Raw genomic sequence first — 15,006 nt, 5'->3', positions numbered from 1 at the left:
CCAATATCATATATGTTGCGGAGTAATATCGTAAGATCCTGGCCGTACCCTCTACAGGCATATATCTACAGGCACATATAGTTATATATGTGCCTGTTTTGCCAAGGTAACAAGATTATCGGGCGCTATGTATAGCTTAAAGCTTGCGCCAACTGATATTAGTGATTTTTTTCCGATTCAAACCGCGGAGATATCAGCCCATATAACGTCCAGCCAAAGAAAGTCACAATAGAACCATACAGCATGGCTTCTTCACCAGAAGAGAAAAGCGCATAGAAACTGTATATAGCGCCAATGAAGGCAACCACGTTGGCTATTTTGGCCTCTGACGGTGGAACGTTCGCCACTTTCTGAATAATCACCAGAGCGGCCATCGACAATATATACGGGATGATATTGGTCACCACCGCCAGATTAACCAGGATGTTAAACTGGCTGTTCAGCGATGGACTGATGGTCATCAATGCCAGTCCCGTCTGGATAATCACAATGGTCAGCATCCCCTGTACTGGTGCCTCTACCCTGGTCACGTGTGAGAAGACCTTAGGAAAGTAACCTTCATCGGCAGACGATTTAAAGACCTGAGCGATAGTAAACTGCCAGCCAAGTAGTGAACCACAGCAGGACATCACCATCAGCGCCATAATCACCTTACCGACTTCGGGGGTGAATATTTGTGCGAAAGCCAGTCCGAAAGGTGCAGTTGAATTTGCCAGTTCCAGGTTCGGTACAATCCCGGCAATGACGTTGGTAGAGACAATATAAATCACCGCAGCCCCTAACGTTCCCCCCAGAACAGCAATTGGGACATTACGTTCCGGATTTTCCACGACTTCAGTATTTGCGCAGGCAGATTCAAGGCCAAGAAAAGCCCATAGCGTCATGGCAATGGAAGAGCCAACTGCACTGAAGAACGGAAAGTTATGCGGGTTCCATGAGGCAGCATAGAGCGACGGGCTGAACCAGAACCACCCAATAATACCCAGACCGACCACGGGAATAATCACGCCCCACACCGTAATACTGCTGATTTGTCCGGTAATACGCGCGCCACCGAAGTTGGCCACCGTACAGATCCACAGTACGCCAATGGTGGCCAGCCCGATTTGTACCGGAGAGAGGGTGACGCCGAACAGCTCTGTACCGTAGCCCACCGCGGAAATTGCGATGGCGACATTGGCAATCAGCAGCGACACGCCATAGGTGTAGTTCGCCATAAAATTGCCGGATTTGCCAAAAGCGTATTCAGCGTAACCGCCCATCCCACCTGATTTGCGACTGAACATCCCACACTTAGCGAACGCCCAGGCCAGGGCCATGGAGCCAACGGCGGTGACCAGCCACGAAATAATCGAAATGGTACCGACTTCCGCCAGTTTTGTTGGCAACATGATAATCCCGGACCCCATCATATTAACCATGGTCAGGATAGTGAGCTGCACAACGCCCATTTTATTGGGTTTAGTTTGACTCATCCCACTTCTCCTTTTAACAGGCTGCTCTGTGTTTCACGCGATTTAATCACGTAGCACCATACCTGCTTGCGACCATCACGCTCCTGGATATACACCCCCTGCAATTCTGGCGCAAAACCGGGTAGCAGGTTGATCCCTTCTTCAAGTGCCTGGAAGTACTGCAACACCGCCCCACCCCAGACTTCACCAGGAACGACACAGAGTACACCTGGTGGATAAGGGAGACCGCCCTCAGCGGCAATACGCCCTTCCGCCTCCGCCAGCGGCACCAGCTCAACTTCACCGCGCAGGTAGGCATAATGGGCCTCCTGTGGGTTCATTCTGACGTAAGGGAAATGCGACTTGCGGAACATGTCTTTCTGCAACTGCTTCACGTTGTGGCGCGCATACAGATCGTGCATCTCCTGACACAACTGGCGCAGGGTGTAACCTGCATAGCGTGCCTCATGCTGCTTATAAATAGACGGCAGCACGTCAGCCAGCGGCGCATCACACTCCAGCAGTTGCTCAAAGCGCACTAGCAGGGAAACAAGCTGTTGGAGTTTTGCCATGTTTTCTGCCGGGGTCAGCAGGAAGAGAATCGAGTTGAGATCGCATTTTTCCGGTATCACCCCGTTTTCACGCAGGAAATTGGCAAGAATGGTCGCTGGTACACCGAAGGCGTCGTATTCACCGGTACGGGCGTTAATACCTGGCGTGGTCAGGAGAAGTTTGCAGGGGTCAACGAAGTACTGATTCTCCGCGTAACCTTCGAACGCATGCCAGTGCTCACCGGGGACGAAGTGGAAGAAACGCCGATCGTTGGCGATGTCTGCGGTTGGATAAGACTGCCACGGCTTACCATCAACCAATTCTGGAACAAACGGACGAATGTGATGGCAGTTATTGAGAATCAGCTTACGGGCATCAATGCCGTTTGCAACGCACTCCATCCACATCTTACGACCGCCAGCACCTTCATGCATTTTAGCGTTCACATCCAGTGCCGCAAAAAGTGGATAGAAAGGGCTGGTCGAGGCATGCATCATAAAGGCATTATTCAGGCGCTTATGCGGGACATAGCGTGCCTGGCCTTTAATATGGCGGTCTTTTTTGTGAATTTGCGACGTCTGAGAGAAACCGGCCTGCTGCTTGTGAACCGACTGAGTCACCAGAATTCCCGGATCGTTTTCATTGAGTTCCAGCAGGAGCGGAGAACAATCCGACATCATTGGGATAAACTGCTCATAGCCTACCCAGGCAGAATCAAAAAGGATGTAGTCGCAAAGATGACCAATCTTATCCACCACCTGACGGGCGTTATAAACTGTACCGTCGTAGGTACCTAACTGGATAACAGCCAAGCGGAATGGACGCGCATCCATGGCCCGCTGAGGCGCTACTTCGCTGACCCTTTCACGCAGGTAGTTCTCATCGAAACAGTGGGCATTGATCCCACCGATAAAGCCGTACGGGTTACGCGCCGTTTCAAGATACACCGGCGTTGCGCCAGCCTGTAATAACGCGCCATGGTGGACCGATTTATGGTTATTACGGTCGAATAACACCAGATCGCCCGGGGTCAGAAGTGCATTCAGCACCACCTTGTTCGACGATGATGTCCCGTTCAGTACAAAGTACGTTTTATCTGCATTAAATACTTTGGCCGCATGCTGCTGAGCGAGACATGGCGCACCTTCGTGGATCAGTAAATCCCCCATTGCCACGTCAGCATTACACAGGTCAGAACGGAAAAGCTGTTCACCAAAATATTCCACGAACTGATTGCCTGCCGGATGGCGACGGAAAAACTCCCCGCCCTGGTGTCCGGGGCAATCAAAGGCGCTGTTACCCTGGCTCACATAATCAATCAGTGCGCGAAAGAAGGGAGGGCGTAGCTGAGTTTCATAATGTCTGGCGGCCGTTTCTAACTGGCGACCATAAAATTTCCGGCGTGCCTCGTCATGTTCGAAGACACCAGATATGTGCGCAAGGTATTCTGTTGGCACCCGCTCTTTCTTTTCCGTCGCAATAAACACAGGAATGCCATAAGCCGTAGCCTTTATTTCGTCAAGCTTCCCACGCTCAACATCACCGACTGATAATACAACGGCAGCCACATCCACACAATTACTTTCATCTACACTCACACATGCGCGATGAGTATAAAAATAACCATGACAACTACGACCTACGGCAATTTTCAATTCTAACATATTCCATTCCACTTAATTCCAGGCAATCCCTACCGCAGAAATAACTCAGCTACACGATGTATCCACTTTGCTTATCCATTATGAAAGTGTAATGAGAAAGAAAAGACAATACATGTAAGCGTTGCTCTTTTCAGAAGTAATGGATCACAGGTTAGACCAATCTTTGCTAGGTTGCCGTGGCATTAGAGCATGAGGGAAATCATCGATTTTTAGCTAATTATGCAATCGTCATCGGGGCTCTTCTTTATTACTCTGCGGAGGGCCGTCGTTCTCCGATTGAATAGCAAGTCAAACTCTGAGTAGACGACTTGTATATCGTCATACTCGCGCGGCAAAAAAAAACACCATTCAAAGCCGCCGTAAATGAGTGTTGATGTCCCCCTCGTGACGAGACAATATTCGTAACCGCAATAAAAAAAGCCCGCAACTGCGGGCTTAAAATAAATAACATAGTCAACAAGGCATGTAGCCAGACGGGTTATATCGGTCTGGATTGACGGGAGGCACTCTACTGATATTGAGCAGGGAGTATTTAGCCATTTATGCAATGCCCAGAGCAGTATCCTAACAGGCTGACTGAATATATCGTGCAAGAGAAGGTGCGTTGCCAGCCACAGGTACTATAGCTGTTGATGTATCAAGGGAACGTTGGGTCTGACGAACTAAAGAAGAATAGAGACTGGAGCGGGCGAAGGGAATCGAACCCTCGTATAGAGCTTGGGAAGCTCTCGTTCTACCATTGAACTACGCCCGCTTTAGGGTGCGAGGGTCATTATAGACCTTACGCACCGTCTTACAAGACTGAATGACGCTAACTGCCGATAAAATAACCATTTAGCACTTAGGTTTACTGCCCTGAGGCGGTAAATAGCGCTGTGGGTCGATAGCCGTTGCCCGATAGCGAATCTGGAAATGCAATCGCACGGAGTCGGCGTCAGTATTCCCCATCGTGGCTATCTGCTGACCAATCTTCACGTTCTGACCGTTATTGACCATCATTTTGTCGTTATGAGCATAGGCGCTGATGTAGTCCTCACCGTGTTTAATCATGATCAGATTACCGTAACCACGCAGCTGATTACCGACGTACACCACTTTCCCCGCCCCTGCGGCATAAACGGGCTGCCCGCGCGTGCCGGCAATATCAATCCCCTTATTACCACCATCATTTGATGAATAAGGCAGGATAACCTTGCCGCTGGTCGGCCAACGCCAGCAGCGTTGCCCCACCGGTGGCCAGGAGACAGGCGGCAAGGTCGCAGCCGGCTTGTTAGCCGCGGTGCGCGTACCGGCGCTACTCTTCCCGGATGAACCGCTCTTTGTGGAGCCAGAGGCCGGATTCAGCTTCAGACGCTGTCCAACCTCAATGGTATAAGGTGGGGAGATATTGTTCAGTCGGGCCAGATCTTTAATGCTGGTACCGGTCGTCCGGGAAATACGGTACAGCGTATCACCGCGTTTAACGGTGTAGACGGAACCGGAATCCGATGAACTGGAACACCCTGCAATCACCAGGCTGCTGACCAACATCATCATGATAAAAAAGCGTTTTCTCATCAGGCGTCCTGCACTCAACACAGCTCTCATCTCGTCACAATGGATGACTATCATACCAGCCCGCAGGCAGATCCCCAATCGCTACGCTTGCGTTGTCTTATTCGGATTTCCCTGGCCGCCGGCGGTACCCGAAGCCTGTTTTGATAATGCCTTTCACTCCGTTATCGGCTACCCTAGTGGCGAATGCATGACCAGGCGAGTTTATGCCGGGTCATTTTTATTATCAGGAGTTGTCATGATCGGGGAACATGTCATTTTGCTCGATGAGCAAGATCAGCCTGTTGGCAGGCTGGAAAAATATGCCGCCCATACCCTCAATACCCCTTTACACCTCGCCTTTTCCTGCTGGTTATTTAACGATCAAGGTCAGCTGCTGGTGACGCGTCGTTCACTGGGCAAAAAAGCCTGGCCCGGCGTCTGGACCAATTCAGTCTGCGGGCATCCTCAGACGGGAGAAACGTTTGAACAGGCCGTGACGCGGCGCAGCCGCTTTGAGCTGGGCGTCAGTATTGCCAACATTGCGCCCGTTCATCCGGCATTTCGTTATCGGGCGGTGGCCCCTAACGGAATTGTCGAAAACGAAGTCTGCCCGGTTTACGCTGCACACACCACCAGCCCGGTGCAGGCCAATAGCGATGAGGTCATGGACTATCAATGGTGTGAGCTGGACGATTTGCTGCAGGGGTTGACGGCCACGCCGTGGGCCTTCAGCCCGTGGATGGTGCTCGAAGCGGCTGACGACAGTGCCCGGCGGACGCTAAGAAACTATGTTGCCCGGCTGCGCTACTAGCGCTCTTGCTGGCAACGGCTTTTCGCCCCCTGTCCGCGGACTACCGCGACGTGCGTTGCGCGGCTGAAAGACAAAAAAAACCCCGGCCTGTAGCCGGGGTTATGCTTTTTACGCTCGGTCTTATTTAACCGGACGCATTGCCGGGAACAGAATGACGTCGCGGATGGTGTGGCTGTTGGTAAACAGCATCACCATGCGGTCAATACCGATGCCCAGACCTGCGGTCGGCGGCAGGCCATGTTCCAGCGCGGTCACGTAGTCTTCGTCATAGAACATCGCTTCGTCGTCACCAGCGGCTTTCGCATTCACCTGGTCCTGGAAGCGCTGCGCCTGGTCTTCTGCATCGTTCAGCTCGCTGAAGCCGTTACCGATTTCACGGCCACCGATGAAGAATTCAAAGCGGTCGGTGATTTCCGGGTTCTCGTCATTACGACGAGCCAGCGGAGAAACTTCCGCCGGGTATTCGGTGATAAAGGTCGGTTGAATCAGGTGCGCTTCCGCCACTTCTTCAAAGATCTCCGTCACGATACGGCCCAGACCCCAGCTCTTCTCAACGTGAACGCCGATAGACTCTGCAATCGCTTTCGCGGAATCGAAGTTATCCAGATCGGCCATCTCGGTTTCCGGACGGTATTTCTTGATAGCTTCGCGCATGGTCAGCTTTTCAAACGGCTTGCCGAAGTCGAAGGTCTGATCGCCATAAGGCACAGCGGTGTTACCCAGAATATCCTGCGCCAGAGTGCGGAACAGGGATTCGGTCAGCTCGATCAGATCTTTATAGTCCGCGTAGGCCATGTAGAGTTCCATCATGGTGAACTCTGGGTTGTGGCGAACGGAGATCCCTTCGTTACGGAAGTTACGGTTGATTTCGAACACGCGCTCGAAGCCGCCAACGACCAGACGTTTCAGGTACAGTTCCGGCGCGATACGCAGGTACATGTCCATATCCAGCGCGTTGTGATGGGTGATGAACGGACGGGCAGACGCACCGCCAGGGATCACCTGCATCATCGGGGTTTCGACTTCCATAAAGCCGCGGCCAACCATGAACTGGCGGATACCGGCCAGAATCTGGGAGCGAACTTTAAAAGTCTTGCGGGATTCATCGTTGGAGATCAGATCCAGGTAACGCTGGCGATAGCGGGCTTCCTGATCCTGCAGACCGTGGAATTTGTCCGGCAGCGGGCGCAGGGCTTTAGTCAGCAGGCGCAGTTCGGTGCAGTGAATAGAAAGCTCACCGGTCTTGGTTTTAAACAGCTTACCGCGCGCTGCGATGATATCGCCGAGGTCCCATTTTTTGAACTGCTCGTTGTAGACGCCTTCCGGCAGATCGTCACGCGCAACGTACAGCTGAATACGACCGCCCACGTCCTGCAGAGTGACGAAAGAGGCTTTACCCATAATACGACGGGTCATCATGCGGCCAGCAACGGAGACTTCAACGTTCAGTGCTTCCAGCTCTTCGTTTTCTTTGGCATCGAAGTCAGCGTGCAGTTGGTCAGAGGTATGGTCACGACGGAAATCGTTCGGGAACGGAATACCCTGCTCACGCAGCGCAGCCAGCTTTTCACGACGGCTTTTCAGTTCATTATTAAGGTCAATTGCCGCGTCAGCGCCCTGTGCTTGTTGTTCAGACATGTTGGTTCCTCATAACCCTGCTTTCAAACTTGCTTCGATAAATTGATCCAGGCTGCCGTCAAGCACGGCCTGAGTATTACGGGTTTCCACCCCGGTGCGCAGATCTTTAATGCGGGAATCATCCAGCACGTAAGAACGGATCTGGCTGCCCCAGCCGATGTCGGATTTCGTATCTTCCATCGCCTGCTTCTCGGCATTTTTCTTCTGCATTTCCAGTTCATAAAGCTTGGCTTTCATCTGCTTCATGGCCTGGTCTTTGTTCTTGTGCTGCGAACGGTCATTCTGGCACTGCGTCACTAACCCGGTCGGGATGTGAGTAATACGCACCGCGGATTCCGTACGGTTAACGTGCTGGCCACCCGCACCGGAAGCGCGGTAAACGTCAATACGCAGGTCAGCCGGGTTGATCTCGATATCGATATCGTCGTCAACTTCCGGGTACACGAACGCGGAGCTAAAGGAGGTATGACGACGGCCGCCGGAATCGAACGGGCTCTTTCGCACCAGACGATGGACGCCGGTTTCGGTACGCAGCCAGCCGTAGGCGTAATCGCCGATAATTTTGATCGTCACGGATTTGATACCCGCAACCTCGCCTTCAGACTCTTCAATAATCTCAGTCTTAAAGCCGCGCGCTTCAGCCCAGCGCAGATACATACGCGTCAGCATGCTGGCCCAGTCCTGCGCTTCCGTACCGCCGGAACCGGCCTGAATATCGAGATAGCAATCAGCGCTGTCGTATTCACCGGAGAACATACGGCGGAACTCAAGCTGTGCGAGCTTCTCTTCCAGTACGTCAAGTTCGGCAACGGCTTCGTTGAAGGTCTCTTCGTCTTCGGCTTCAACAGCCAGCTCCAGCAGCCCGGAAACATCTTCCAGCCCCTGGGACATCTGATCCAGCGTGTCGACGATAGCTTCCAGTGAAGAACGCTCTTTACCCAGCGCCTGTGCGCGCTCGGGTTCGTTCCACACGTCCGGCTGTTCAAGCTCGGCGTTTACTTCTTCCAGACGCTCTTTCTTAGCATCGTAGTCAAAGATACCCCCTAAGAACGTCAGAGCGCTCCGTGAGGTCCTGAATGCGGTTTTTTACCGGATTTGTTTCAAACATGATCGATTTTCTTTTAATGGATTCGTCAAAATGCGGTGATAAGAGCGGAATTGTACCGGATCCCCGCTCTCTTTTATATACACTTCGGCTTTCAGTCAGCCTGTTTATTGGCGACTTTTTCGTCAGACCGGCCAGAGATGGTCGATGATAAGCTGCAGGCTGCGGTTGCCACGGAACTCATTAATATCGAGCTTATACGCCAGGGTCACTTCGCGCACGCCGTTATCCGGCCAAATCGACGTATCAACGTTGAAGGCAATACCGTCCAGCAGCGGGCCGCCGCCGACCGGTTCAACCATCACTTTAAGATGTCGTTCCCCCACCAGCCGCTGCTGTAGCAGGCGGAAGCGGCCATCAAACAACGGCTCCGGGAACATCTGGCCCCAGGGCCCAGCTTCACGGAGCAGATAGGCAACTTCCATGCTCATTTCAGCCGCGTCCAGCGGGCCATCCGATAGCACTTCCCCCTGCAACAGCGCCGGATCCAGCCACTCGGTGACCAGTTCGCCAAAGCGCTGCTGGAACTCCTCGAAGCGCGCCTCTTCCAGCGACAGACCCGCGGCCATAGCATGGCCGCCGAACTTCAGAATGAGCCCCGGATACAGCGTATCAAGACGCTCAAGAGCATCGCGCATGTGCAGCCCTTGAATAGAACGCCCGGAGCCTTTTAACAGCCCGTCACCGGTTGGGGCGAAGGCAATAACCGGGCGATGGAAACGCTCTTTAATCCGCGAAGCCAGGATCCCGACCACCCCCTGATGCCACTGGGGATGATACATCGCCAGCCCACCGGGCAGCGTGTCGCCGCTGTTTTCAAGCTTCTGACACAGCGTAAGCGCTTCAGCCTGCATTCCTTGCTCGATCTCTTTGCGCGTCTGATTCAGCGCATCCAGCTCATTGGCCAACATCCGCGCGTCGCCAACGTTATCGCTCAGCAGTAGCGCCACGCCGACCGACATGTCATCCAGACGACCTGCCGCATTTAGTCTTGGTCCCAGAGCAAAGCCCAGGTCGCTGGCCGCCAGCTTTTGCGGGTCGCGGTTGGCAATCTCCAGCAGCGCTTTGATACCCGGACGACACTTGCCGGCACGGATTCGGCTCAGCCCCTGCCAGGTGAGGATCCGGTTATTGGCATCCAGCGGCACGACGTCCGCCACCGTGCCCAGCGCCACCAGATCCAGCAGTTCAGCAAGATTCGGCGGCGTAATGCCGCGCTCTTCAAACCAGTTTTTATCCCGCAGATACGTGCGTAGCGCCAGCATCAGATAGAACGCTACCCCGACGCCTGCCAGCGATTTCGAAGGGAATTCGCAGTCGCGCAGATTCGGATTCACAATCGCTTCCGCCGCCGGCAGCGTGTCCCCCGGCAGGTGGTGATCGGTCACCACCACCGGGATCCCCAACGCGTGCGCGTGATCGACGCCGGCATGCGATGAAATCCCATTATCGACAGTCATAATCATCTGCGCGCCGCGGGCGTGAGCCTGATCGACCACCTCTGGGCTTAACCCGTAGCCATCTTCAAAACGGTTGGGTACCAGATAAGAGACATTGCTGTAACCCAGCGCACGCAGCGCCAGTACGCTCAGGGCAGTACTGGTGGCGCCATCGGCGTCAAAATCACCGACCACTACAATATGCCGTTCTTGCCTGAATGCGTCGTAGAGCATGTCCACGGCTTTTTCGATGCCGTTCAGCTGCGTCCACGGCAGCATGCCTTTGACTCCGCGCTCCAGCTCCTGTGCACGAAGGACACCGCGGCTGGCATACAGCCGCTGCAGCAGCGGCGGCAGGTCGGCAGGGAGCTCGGCCCCTGCAACCACCTCACGGCGGCGTAGTTGTATCTGTTGTTTCACGCGAATTATTTACCGCTTGTCTGTTTTTGATGCTCATCAAGGAAGGCTTTCAGCTCTTTCGGCCCCTGATAACCCGGAAGCACGTAGCCGTTGCTCAGCACCATCGCCGGCGTTCCATTCACGCCAAACTGCACGCCAAGCGTGTAGTGTTTGCTGATATCGACCTGGCAGCTCGCCGGCTGGACACCTTTGCCGCCCATGGCGTCATCCAGCGCCTTGTTGCGGTCTTTCGCGCACCAAATCGCTTTCATATCTTGCTCGGCCTGGCTTTGCAGCCCCTGGCGTGGGAAAGCGAGGTAACGCACGGTAATCCCCAGCGCATTGTAGTCGCTCATCTCTTCATGCAGCTTGTGGCAGTAGCCGCAAGTGATGTCGGTGAACACGGTGATAACGTGTTTTTCCTGCGGCGCTTTATAGATAATCATCTCTTTTTCCAGCGCGTTCAGCTTGCCCACCAGCAGCGCGTTGGTGACATTAACCGGCTGGGCGCCGCTGACATCATACATCGGCCCCTGGATGACGTGTTTACCGTCATCGGTCACATACAGCACGCCGCTGTCGGTCAGTACGGTGCTCATCCCGGCAACCGGAGAAGGTTGAATATCCGAATTCTGCACGCCCAGCTTGGCCAGCGATTGTTTGATAGCCGCGTTATCCGCATGGGCCGCACCGGACAGCGTTGCCGCCAGCAGCGTGAACATTAATAAACCTTTTTTCATACTCAGTCCTTTTATTCAGCACTCACGCCCGCGGGTGGTGCTGCTGATGAAGTTGTCTCAGACGCTCGGTTGCTACATGGGTGTAGATCTGCGTCGTTGAAAGATCGCTGTGTCCTAACAGCATCTGTACCACGCGTAAATCTGCGCCATGGTTGAGTAAATGCGTGGCAAACGCATGGCGTAATACGTGCGGGGAGAGCTTCTCGCTATCTATACCCGCCTGCACGGCATAGTGCTTAATCCGATGCCAGAACGTCTGGCGCGTCATTTGCTGCGCTCGCTGGCTAGGAAAAAGCACATCGGATGCCACGCCGTTTAGCAGCCAGGGGCGCCCGTACTCCAGGTAATTTTCGACCCACAGCACCGCCTCTTCGCCAAGCGGAACAAGCCGCTCTTTGTTGCCTTTGCCGATAACCCGCAGCACGCCCTGACGCAGGCTGATGTCACTCATCGTCAGACCAACCAGTTCCGATACGCGCAGGCCGGTCGCATAGAGCACCTCAAGCATGGCTTTATCACGTAACTCCAGAGGCTGCTCAACCAGCGGCGCCTGCAACAATCGATTGACCTGAGCTTCACTCAGATCTTTTGGCAGACGCTGCGGCAGTTTCGGCGATGCCAGCAGCACACTGGGATCGTCCGGACGGACTTTTTCCCGATACAGATGCTGGAAAAAACGGCGCACGGCGCTCAACAGGCGTGCGGTACTGGTGGCTTTATAGCCCCCCGTTTGCCTCTCGGCCAGCAGCGTCTGGAGATCCTCTCCGCTAACGTCGCGCAACGACGACCCGCGATGGTGCAGCCATTCCACGACCATCGTCAGATCCCGGCGGTAGGCGCTGAGCGTATTTTCCGCCAGATTGCGCTCCAGCCACAAGGCATCAAGAAACTGTTCGATTCGTGCGAGATCCTGTTCCACATCGGCCTCTTTGCTCGTTAAAACGGCTTCAGTATACCCAAATAAGTGGCCCTGCTGGGCAAAAACGGCCACGCTGTTTTTTCCTGCTCCCCGACAGGCCTCCTTAAGTATGCGGCTGGCGGCGGCTTTCTGATAAACTAGCCGCAAAGTCACCGCATGAATTGAGATGTTTACCCCATGAACATAGGTCTTTTTTACGGCTCCAGCACCTGCTATACCGAAATGGCTGCGGAGAAGATTCGCGATATCATCGGCCCGGAATTAGTCACGCTGCATAACCTGAAAGATGATTCCCCTTCCCTGATGACACAGTACGACGTACTGATTCTCGGCATCCCGACGTGGGATTTCGGCGAAATTCAGGAAGACTGGGAGGCCATCTGGCAGCAGCTGGATGAGCTGGATCTGCAGGATAAAATTGTGGCGCTGTATGGCATGGGTGACCAGTTGGGTTACGGCGAGTGGTTCCTTGATGCGCTGGGGATGCTGCACGACAAGCTGAGCACCAGAGGCGTTAAGTTTATCGGTTACTGGCCGACGGAAGGCTATGAGTTCACCAGCCAGAAACCGATTATTGCCGATGGCCAGCTGTTCGTTGGCCTGGCGCTTGATGAGACAAACCAGTATGACCTGAGCGACGATCGCATCCAGAACTGGTGTGAGCAAATCCTTGGCGAAATGGCTGAGCAGTTCGCCTGATTCGGTTAATCGTGCGCCGGGTTTTGTAAGACCAACCGGCGCAGATCTCGCCACTCTTTAGCATCCATACTGTCTGCGGCAATCCACAGGTGCTGGCTACGGCGCGTTTGCACGTCCTGCAGGCGCAGCAGCATCCCGCTATTAATCACCCACGGCGTGCCGACAATATCCCACTCCGCCTTTTGCCAACGCAAACGCGCATCGGTCATCAGCTTTATTTCGCCCTGACAGGCGTGGATCCGCCGCTGGCTGCGCACGCAGTCGAATACCACCAGCGACAGCAGCAACAGCCATAGCGGTGTGTAGCTCAGCGGCCACGGCATCAGTAGCACGATAGCGGCGACAATGCCGTGCAGCAGCAGCGAGAACCACTGCGAACGCCAGGAAATGCGTAAATCAGATTGCCACAGGACCACGTTCCCGATTCCGAGTCTGGATTAATTTTACCATCCGTTGCAGTTGAGCATCGGCTGGTTCGCCATGATTCATCAGCCAGTTAAACAGATCAGGATCGTCGTTTTCTAACAGGCGAATGAACAGCAGCTTGTCTTCATCACTGAGCGTATCGTACTCATACTCGAAAAACGGCATGATAGAGATATCGAGCTCACGCATACCCCGGCGGCATGCCCAGTGGATGCGGGATTTATTAGTAATGTCCATGTTGTCCTTCCAGCATAAAGATATACATACTTCGTCCTTCAGGTCGCCGGAAGGCAGCCTGAAAAAACGTTGTTGATAGGTTAGTTTAACCCGTTTTTTGCACTTACTTTACAGCAATATCGAGAACAGAGAACGCCATTCCATAAAAACCCCATCTGGACTATGGACTTATCTTTCGCCTTTGTTTCTCCATTTGTGCTTTCAGGGCACAAATGGCCTGCCAAAAGCGCTTGCATTGCACCATAGCTCTTTTACCATTAGTCATTCACTCTGCGTTAAGCTATTCAGGACATGACTATGGCTTTTACACCTTTTCCTCCGCGTCAGCCTTCTTCTTCCGCTCGTCTGCCGTTAACGCTGATGACGCTGGATGACTGGGCGCTGGCGACGATAACCGGTCAGGATGGCGAGAAGTATCTGCAGGGGCAGATTACCGCCGATGTCAGTGCATTGACCGACGATCAGCACCTGCTTGCCGCGCACTGTGATGCAAAGGGCAAGATGTGGAGCAACCTGCGGGTCTTCCGCCGTGACGGTGGTTTTGCCTGGATTGAACGCCGCAGCCTGCGCGATACGCAGCTCACCGAGCTGAAAAAATATGCGGTGTTCTCTAAAGTGACCATTGCCGCCGATGACGAACACGTCCTGCTTGGCGTTGCCGGCTTCCAGGCGCGCGCCGCGCTGGCTCCGCTGTTCAGCGAACTTCCAGGCCGCGATAAGCCGCTCATCACCGACGGCGCTACCAGCCTGCTGTGGTTTGAGCACCCGGCGGAGCGTTTCCTGCTGGTCACCGACGTTGAAACCGCGGCTCGCGTAGCCGAAGCGCTACGCAGCGATGCGCAGATGAACAACAGCCAGCAGTGGCTGGCGCTGAACATCGAAGCCGGTCTGCCGATCATTGACAGTGCCAACAGCGCACAGTTTATTCCGCAGGCCACTAACCTGCAGGCGTTGGGCGGCATCAGCTTTAAAAAAGGCTGCTATACCGGTCAGGAGATGGTTGCCCGGGCGAAATTCCGCGGCGCAAATAAGCGCGCACTGTGGTATCTGGCCGGTAAAGCGAGCCGCGTCCCGGAAGCCGGAGAAGATCTTGAGCTGAAGATGGGCGAAAACTGGCGGCGAACCGGTACCGTGCTGGCAGCCGTGCTGCTGGATGATGGTCATCTGCTGGTGCAGGTGGTGATGAACAATGATATGGAGCCGGACAGCGTATTTCGCGTGCGCGACGATGCCGGCACATTGAGCATCGTCCCGCTGCCGTACTCGCTGGAAGAAGAATAGATTTCCGTTTCCGGGTAATCGCGATGCTGATGCTATTACCCGGGCGGCCCCCCCGGACTGCACGGGCCTGTTGCCCCGCCGCCGGGGAGTTACCCGATGATGCGAT

13 protein-coding genes and 1 tRNA gene are annotated in these 15,006 nt (G+C 54.2%); 3 read left to right on the top strand and 11 right to left on the bottom strand.

The window, feature by feature from the left end:
• Nucleotides 1-158: 158 nt before the first annotated feature.
• The 4 genes from potE to actS form a co-directional block, all read right to left on the bottom strand.
• Nucleotides 159-1,475: a putrescine-ornithine antiporter gene (potE, locus tag ACMYSK_RS23740; protein ID WP_434638879.1), complete on the bottom strand. Its 1,317-nt coding sequence runs from the start codon at nt 1,473-1,475 to the stop codon at nt 159-161.
• Nucleotides 1,472-3,670, bottom strand: a complete 2,199-nt coding sequence (gene speF / locus ACMYSK_RS23735) for an ornithine decarboxylase SpeF (RefSeq protein WP_434638877.1) — start codon at nt 3,668-3,670, stop codon at nt 1,472-1,474. Before speF ends, potE begins: the two co-directional genes overlap by 4 nt.
• 680 nt (nt 3,671-4,350) lie before the next feature.
• A tRNA-Gly gene (locus ACMYSK_RS23730) sits at nt 4,351-4,424 on the bottom strand.
• A gap of 80 nt (nt 4,425-4,504) precedes the next feature.
• Nucleotides 4,505-5,227 (bottom strand): amidase activator ActS, encoded by a 723-nt coding sequence (actS, locus tag ACMYSK_RS23725; protein WP_434638875.1) that lies wholly within the window; start codon nt 5,225-5,227, stop codon nt 4,505-4,507.
• 235 nt (nt 5,228-5,462) lie between these two features.
• Between actS and idi the strand changes: the two genes are divergently transcribed.
• Entirely contained in the window at nt 5,463-6,017 is a 555-nt protein-coding gene (gene idi, locus ACMYSK_RS23720) for an isopentenyl-diphosphate Delta-isomerase (RefSeq protein ID WP_434638873.1), read from the top strand.
• A 120-nt stretch (nt 6,018-6,137) separates the two neighbouring features.
• Here idi and lysS read toward each other — a convergent pair whose 3' ends face one another.
• The 5 genes from lysS to xerD all read right to left on the bottom strand — a co-directional run bounded on the left by lysS (nt 6,138) and on the right by xerD (nt 12,257).
• Nucleotides 6,138-7,655 (bottom strand): lysine--tRNA ligase, encoded by a 1,518-nt coding sequence (gene lysS / locus ACMYSK_RS23715; protein ID WP_434638872.1) that lies wholly within the window; start codon nt 7,653-7,655, stop codon nt 6,138-6,140.
• A gap of 9 nt (nt 7,656-7,664) precedes the next feature.
• A protein-coding gene (gene prfB, locus ACMYSK_RS23710; protein ID WP_434638871.1) for a peptide chain release factor 2 occupies nt 7,665-8,763 on the bottom strand; the annotation gives its coding sequence in 2 pieces (ribosomal slippage) (nt 7,665-8,687 and nt 8,689-8,763; 1,098 coding nt in all).
• Between the two features lie 122 nt (nt 8,764-8,885).
• Nucleotides 8,886-10,619, bottom strand: coding sequence for a single-stranded-DNA-specific exonuclease RecJ (gene recJ / locus ACMYSK_RS23705; protein ID WP_434638870.1), 1,734 nt, complete (start codon nt 10,617-10,619; stop codon nt 8,886-8,888).
• A gap of 5 nt (nt 10,620-10,624) precedes the next feature.
• Nucleotides 10,625-11,338: a bifunctional protein-disulfide isomerase/oxidoreductase DsbC gene (gene dsbC / locus ACMYSK_RS23700; protein ID WP_434638869.1), complete on the bottom strand. Its 714-nt coding sequence runs from the start codon at nt 11,336-11,338 to the stop codon at nt 10,625-10,627.
• A gap of 22 nt (nt 11,339-11,360) precedes the next feature.
• Nucleotides 11,361-12,257 carry a site-specific tyrosine recombinase XerD gene (xerD, locus tag ACMYSK_RS23695; protein ID WP_434644315.1) on the bottom strand — a complete coding sequence of 299 codons (897 nt, stop codon included), beginning with the start codon at nt 12,255-12,257 and terminating at the stop codon, nt 11,361-11,363.
• Nucleotides 12,258-12,434: 177 nt separating this feature from the next.
• On the opposite strand from xerD, the gene fldB reads away from it, so the two are divergent.
• Nucleotides 12,435-12,956 (top strand): flavodoxin FldB, encoded by a 522-nt coding sequence (gene fldB / locus ACMYSK_RS23690; RefSeq protein ID WP_434638868.1) that lies wholly within the window; start codon nt 12,435-12,437, stop codon nt 12,954-12,956.
• Between the two features lie 5 nt (nt 12,957-12,961).
• Here fldB and ACMYSK_RS23685 read toward each other — a convergent pair whose 3' ends face one another.
• Together ACMYSK_RS23685 and sdhE are read right to left on the bottom strand one after the other, a co-directional pair.
• The gene (locus ACMYSK_RS23685; RefSeq protein ID WP_434638866.1) at nt 12,962-13,372 is read right to left on the bottom strand and encodes a protein YgfX; all 411 of its coding nucleotides are present in this window, start codon (nt 13,370-13,372) and stop codon (nt 12,962-12,964) included.
• Nucleotides 13,353-13,619, bottom strand: coding sequence for an FAD assembly factor SdhE (gene sdhE / locus ACMYSK_RS23680; protein WP_434638865.1), 267 nt, complete (start codon nt 13,617-13,619; stop codon nt 13,353-13,355). The genes ACMYSK_RS23685 and sdhE overlap by 20 nt, the downstream gene beginning before the upstream one ends.
• 297 nt (nt 13,620-13,916) lie before the next feature.
• On the opposite strand from sdhE, the gene ygfZ reads away from it, so the two are divergent.
• Nucleotides 13,917-14,900 (top strand): tRNA-modifying protein YgfZ, encoded by a 984-nt coding sequence (gene ygfZ / locus ACMYSK_RS23675; RefSeq protein ID WP_434638864.1) that lies wholly within the window; start codon nt 13,917-13,919, stop codon nt 14,898-14,900.
• The last annotated feature ends 106 nt before the right edge of the window (nt 14,901-15,006 follow it).

Source organism: Klebsiella sp. I138 (assembly GCF_051131765.1).
Lineage (GTDB): Bacteria > Pseudomonadota > Gammaproteobacteria > Enterobacterales > Enterobacteriaceae > Klebsiella.
This window is presented reverse-complemented; position numbering and strand designations above follow the sequence as displayed.

What these genes read in the sequence shown, in the direction of transcription:
- potE (WP_434638879.1), bottom strand. Translation starts at nt 1,475, where the DNA reads ATGAGTCAAACTAAACCCAATAAAATGGGCGTTGTGCAGCTCACTATC.
- speF (WP_434638877.1), bottom strand. Translation starts at nt 3,670, where the DNA reads ATGTTAGAATTGAAAATTGCCGTAGGTCGTAGTTGTCATGGTTATTTT.
- actS (WP_434638875.1), bottom strand. Translation starts at nt 5,227, where the DNA reads ATGAGAAAACGCTTTTTTATCATGATGATGTTGGTCAGCAGCCTGGTG.
- idi (WP_434638873.1), top strand. Translation starts at nt 5,463, where the DNA reads ATGATCGGGGAACATGTCATTTTGCTCGATGAGCAAGATCAGCCTGTT.
- lysS (WP_434638872.1), bottom strand. Translation starts at nt 7,655, where the DNA reads ATGTCTGAACAACAAGCACAGGGCGCTGACGCGGCAATTGACCTTAAT.
- dsbC (WP_434638869.1), bottom strand. Translation starts at nt 11,338, where the DNA reads ATGAAAAAAGGTTTATTAATGTTCACGCTGCTGGCGGCAACGCTGTCC.
- fldB (WP_434638868.1), top strand. Translation starts at nt 12,435, where the DNA reads ATGAACATAGGTCTTTTTTACGGCTCCAGCACCTGCTATACCGAAATG.
- sdhE (WP_434638865.1), bottom strand. Translation starts at nt 13,619, where the DNA reads ATGGACATTACTAATAAATCCCGCATCCACTGGGCATGCCGCCGGGGT.
- ygfZ (WP_434638864.1), top strand. Translation starts at nt 13,917, where the DNA reads ATGGCTTTTACACCTTTTCCTCCGCGTCAGCCTTCTTCTTCCGCTCGT.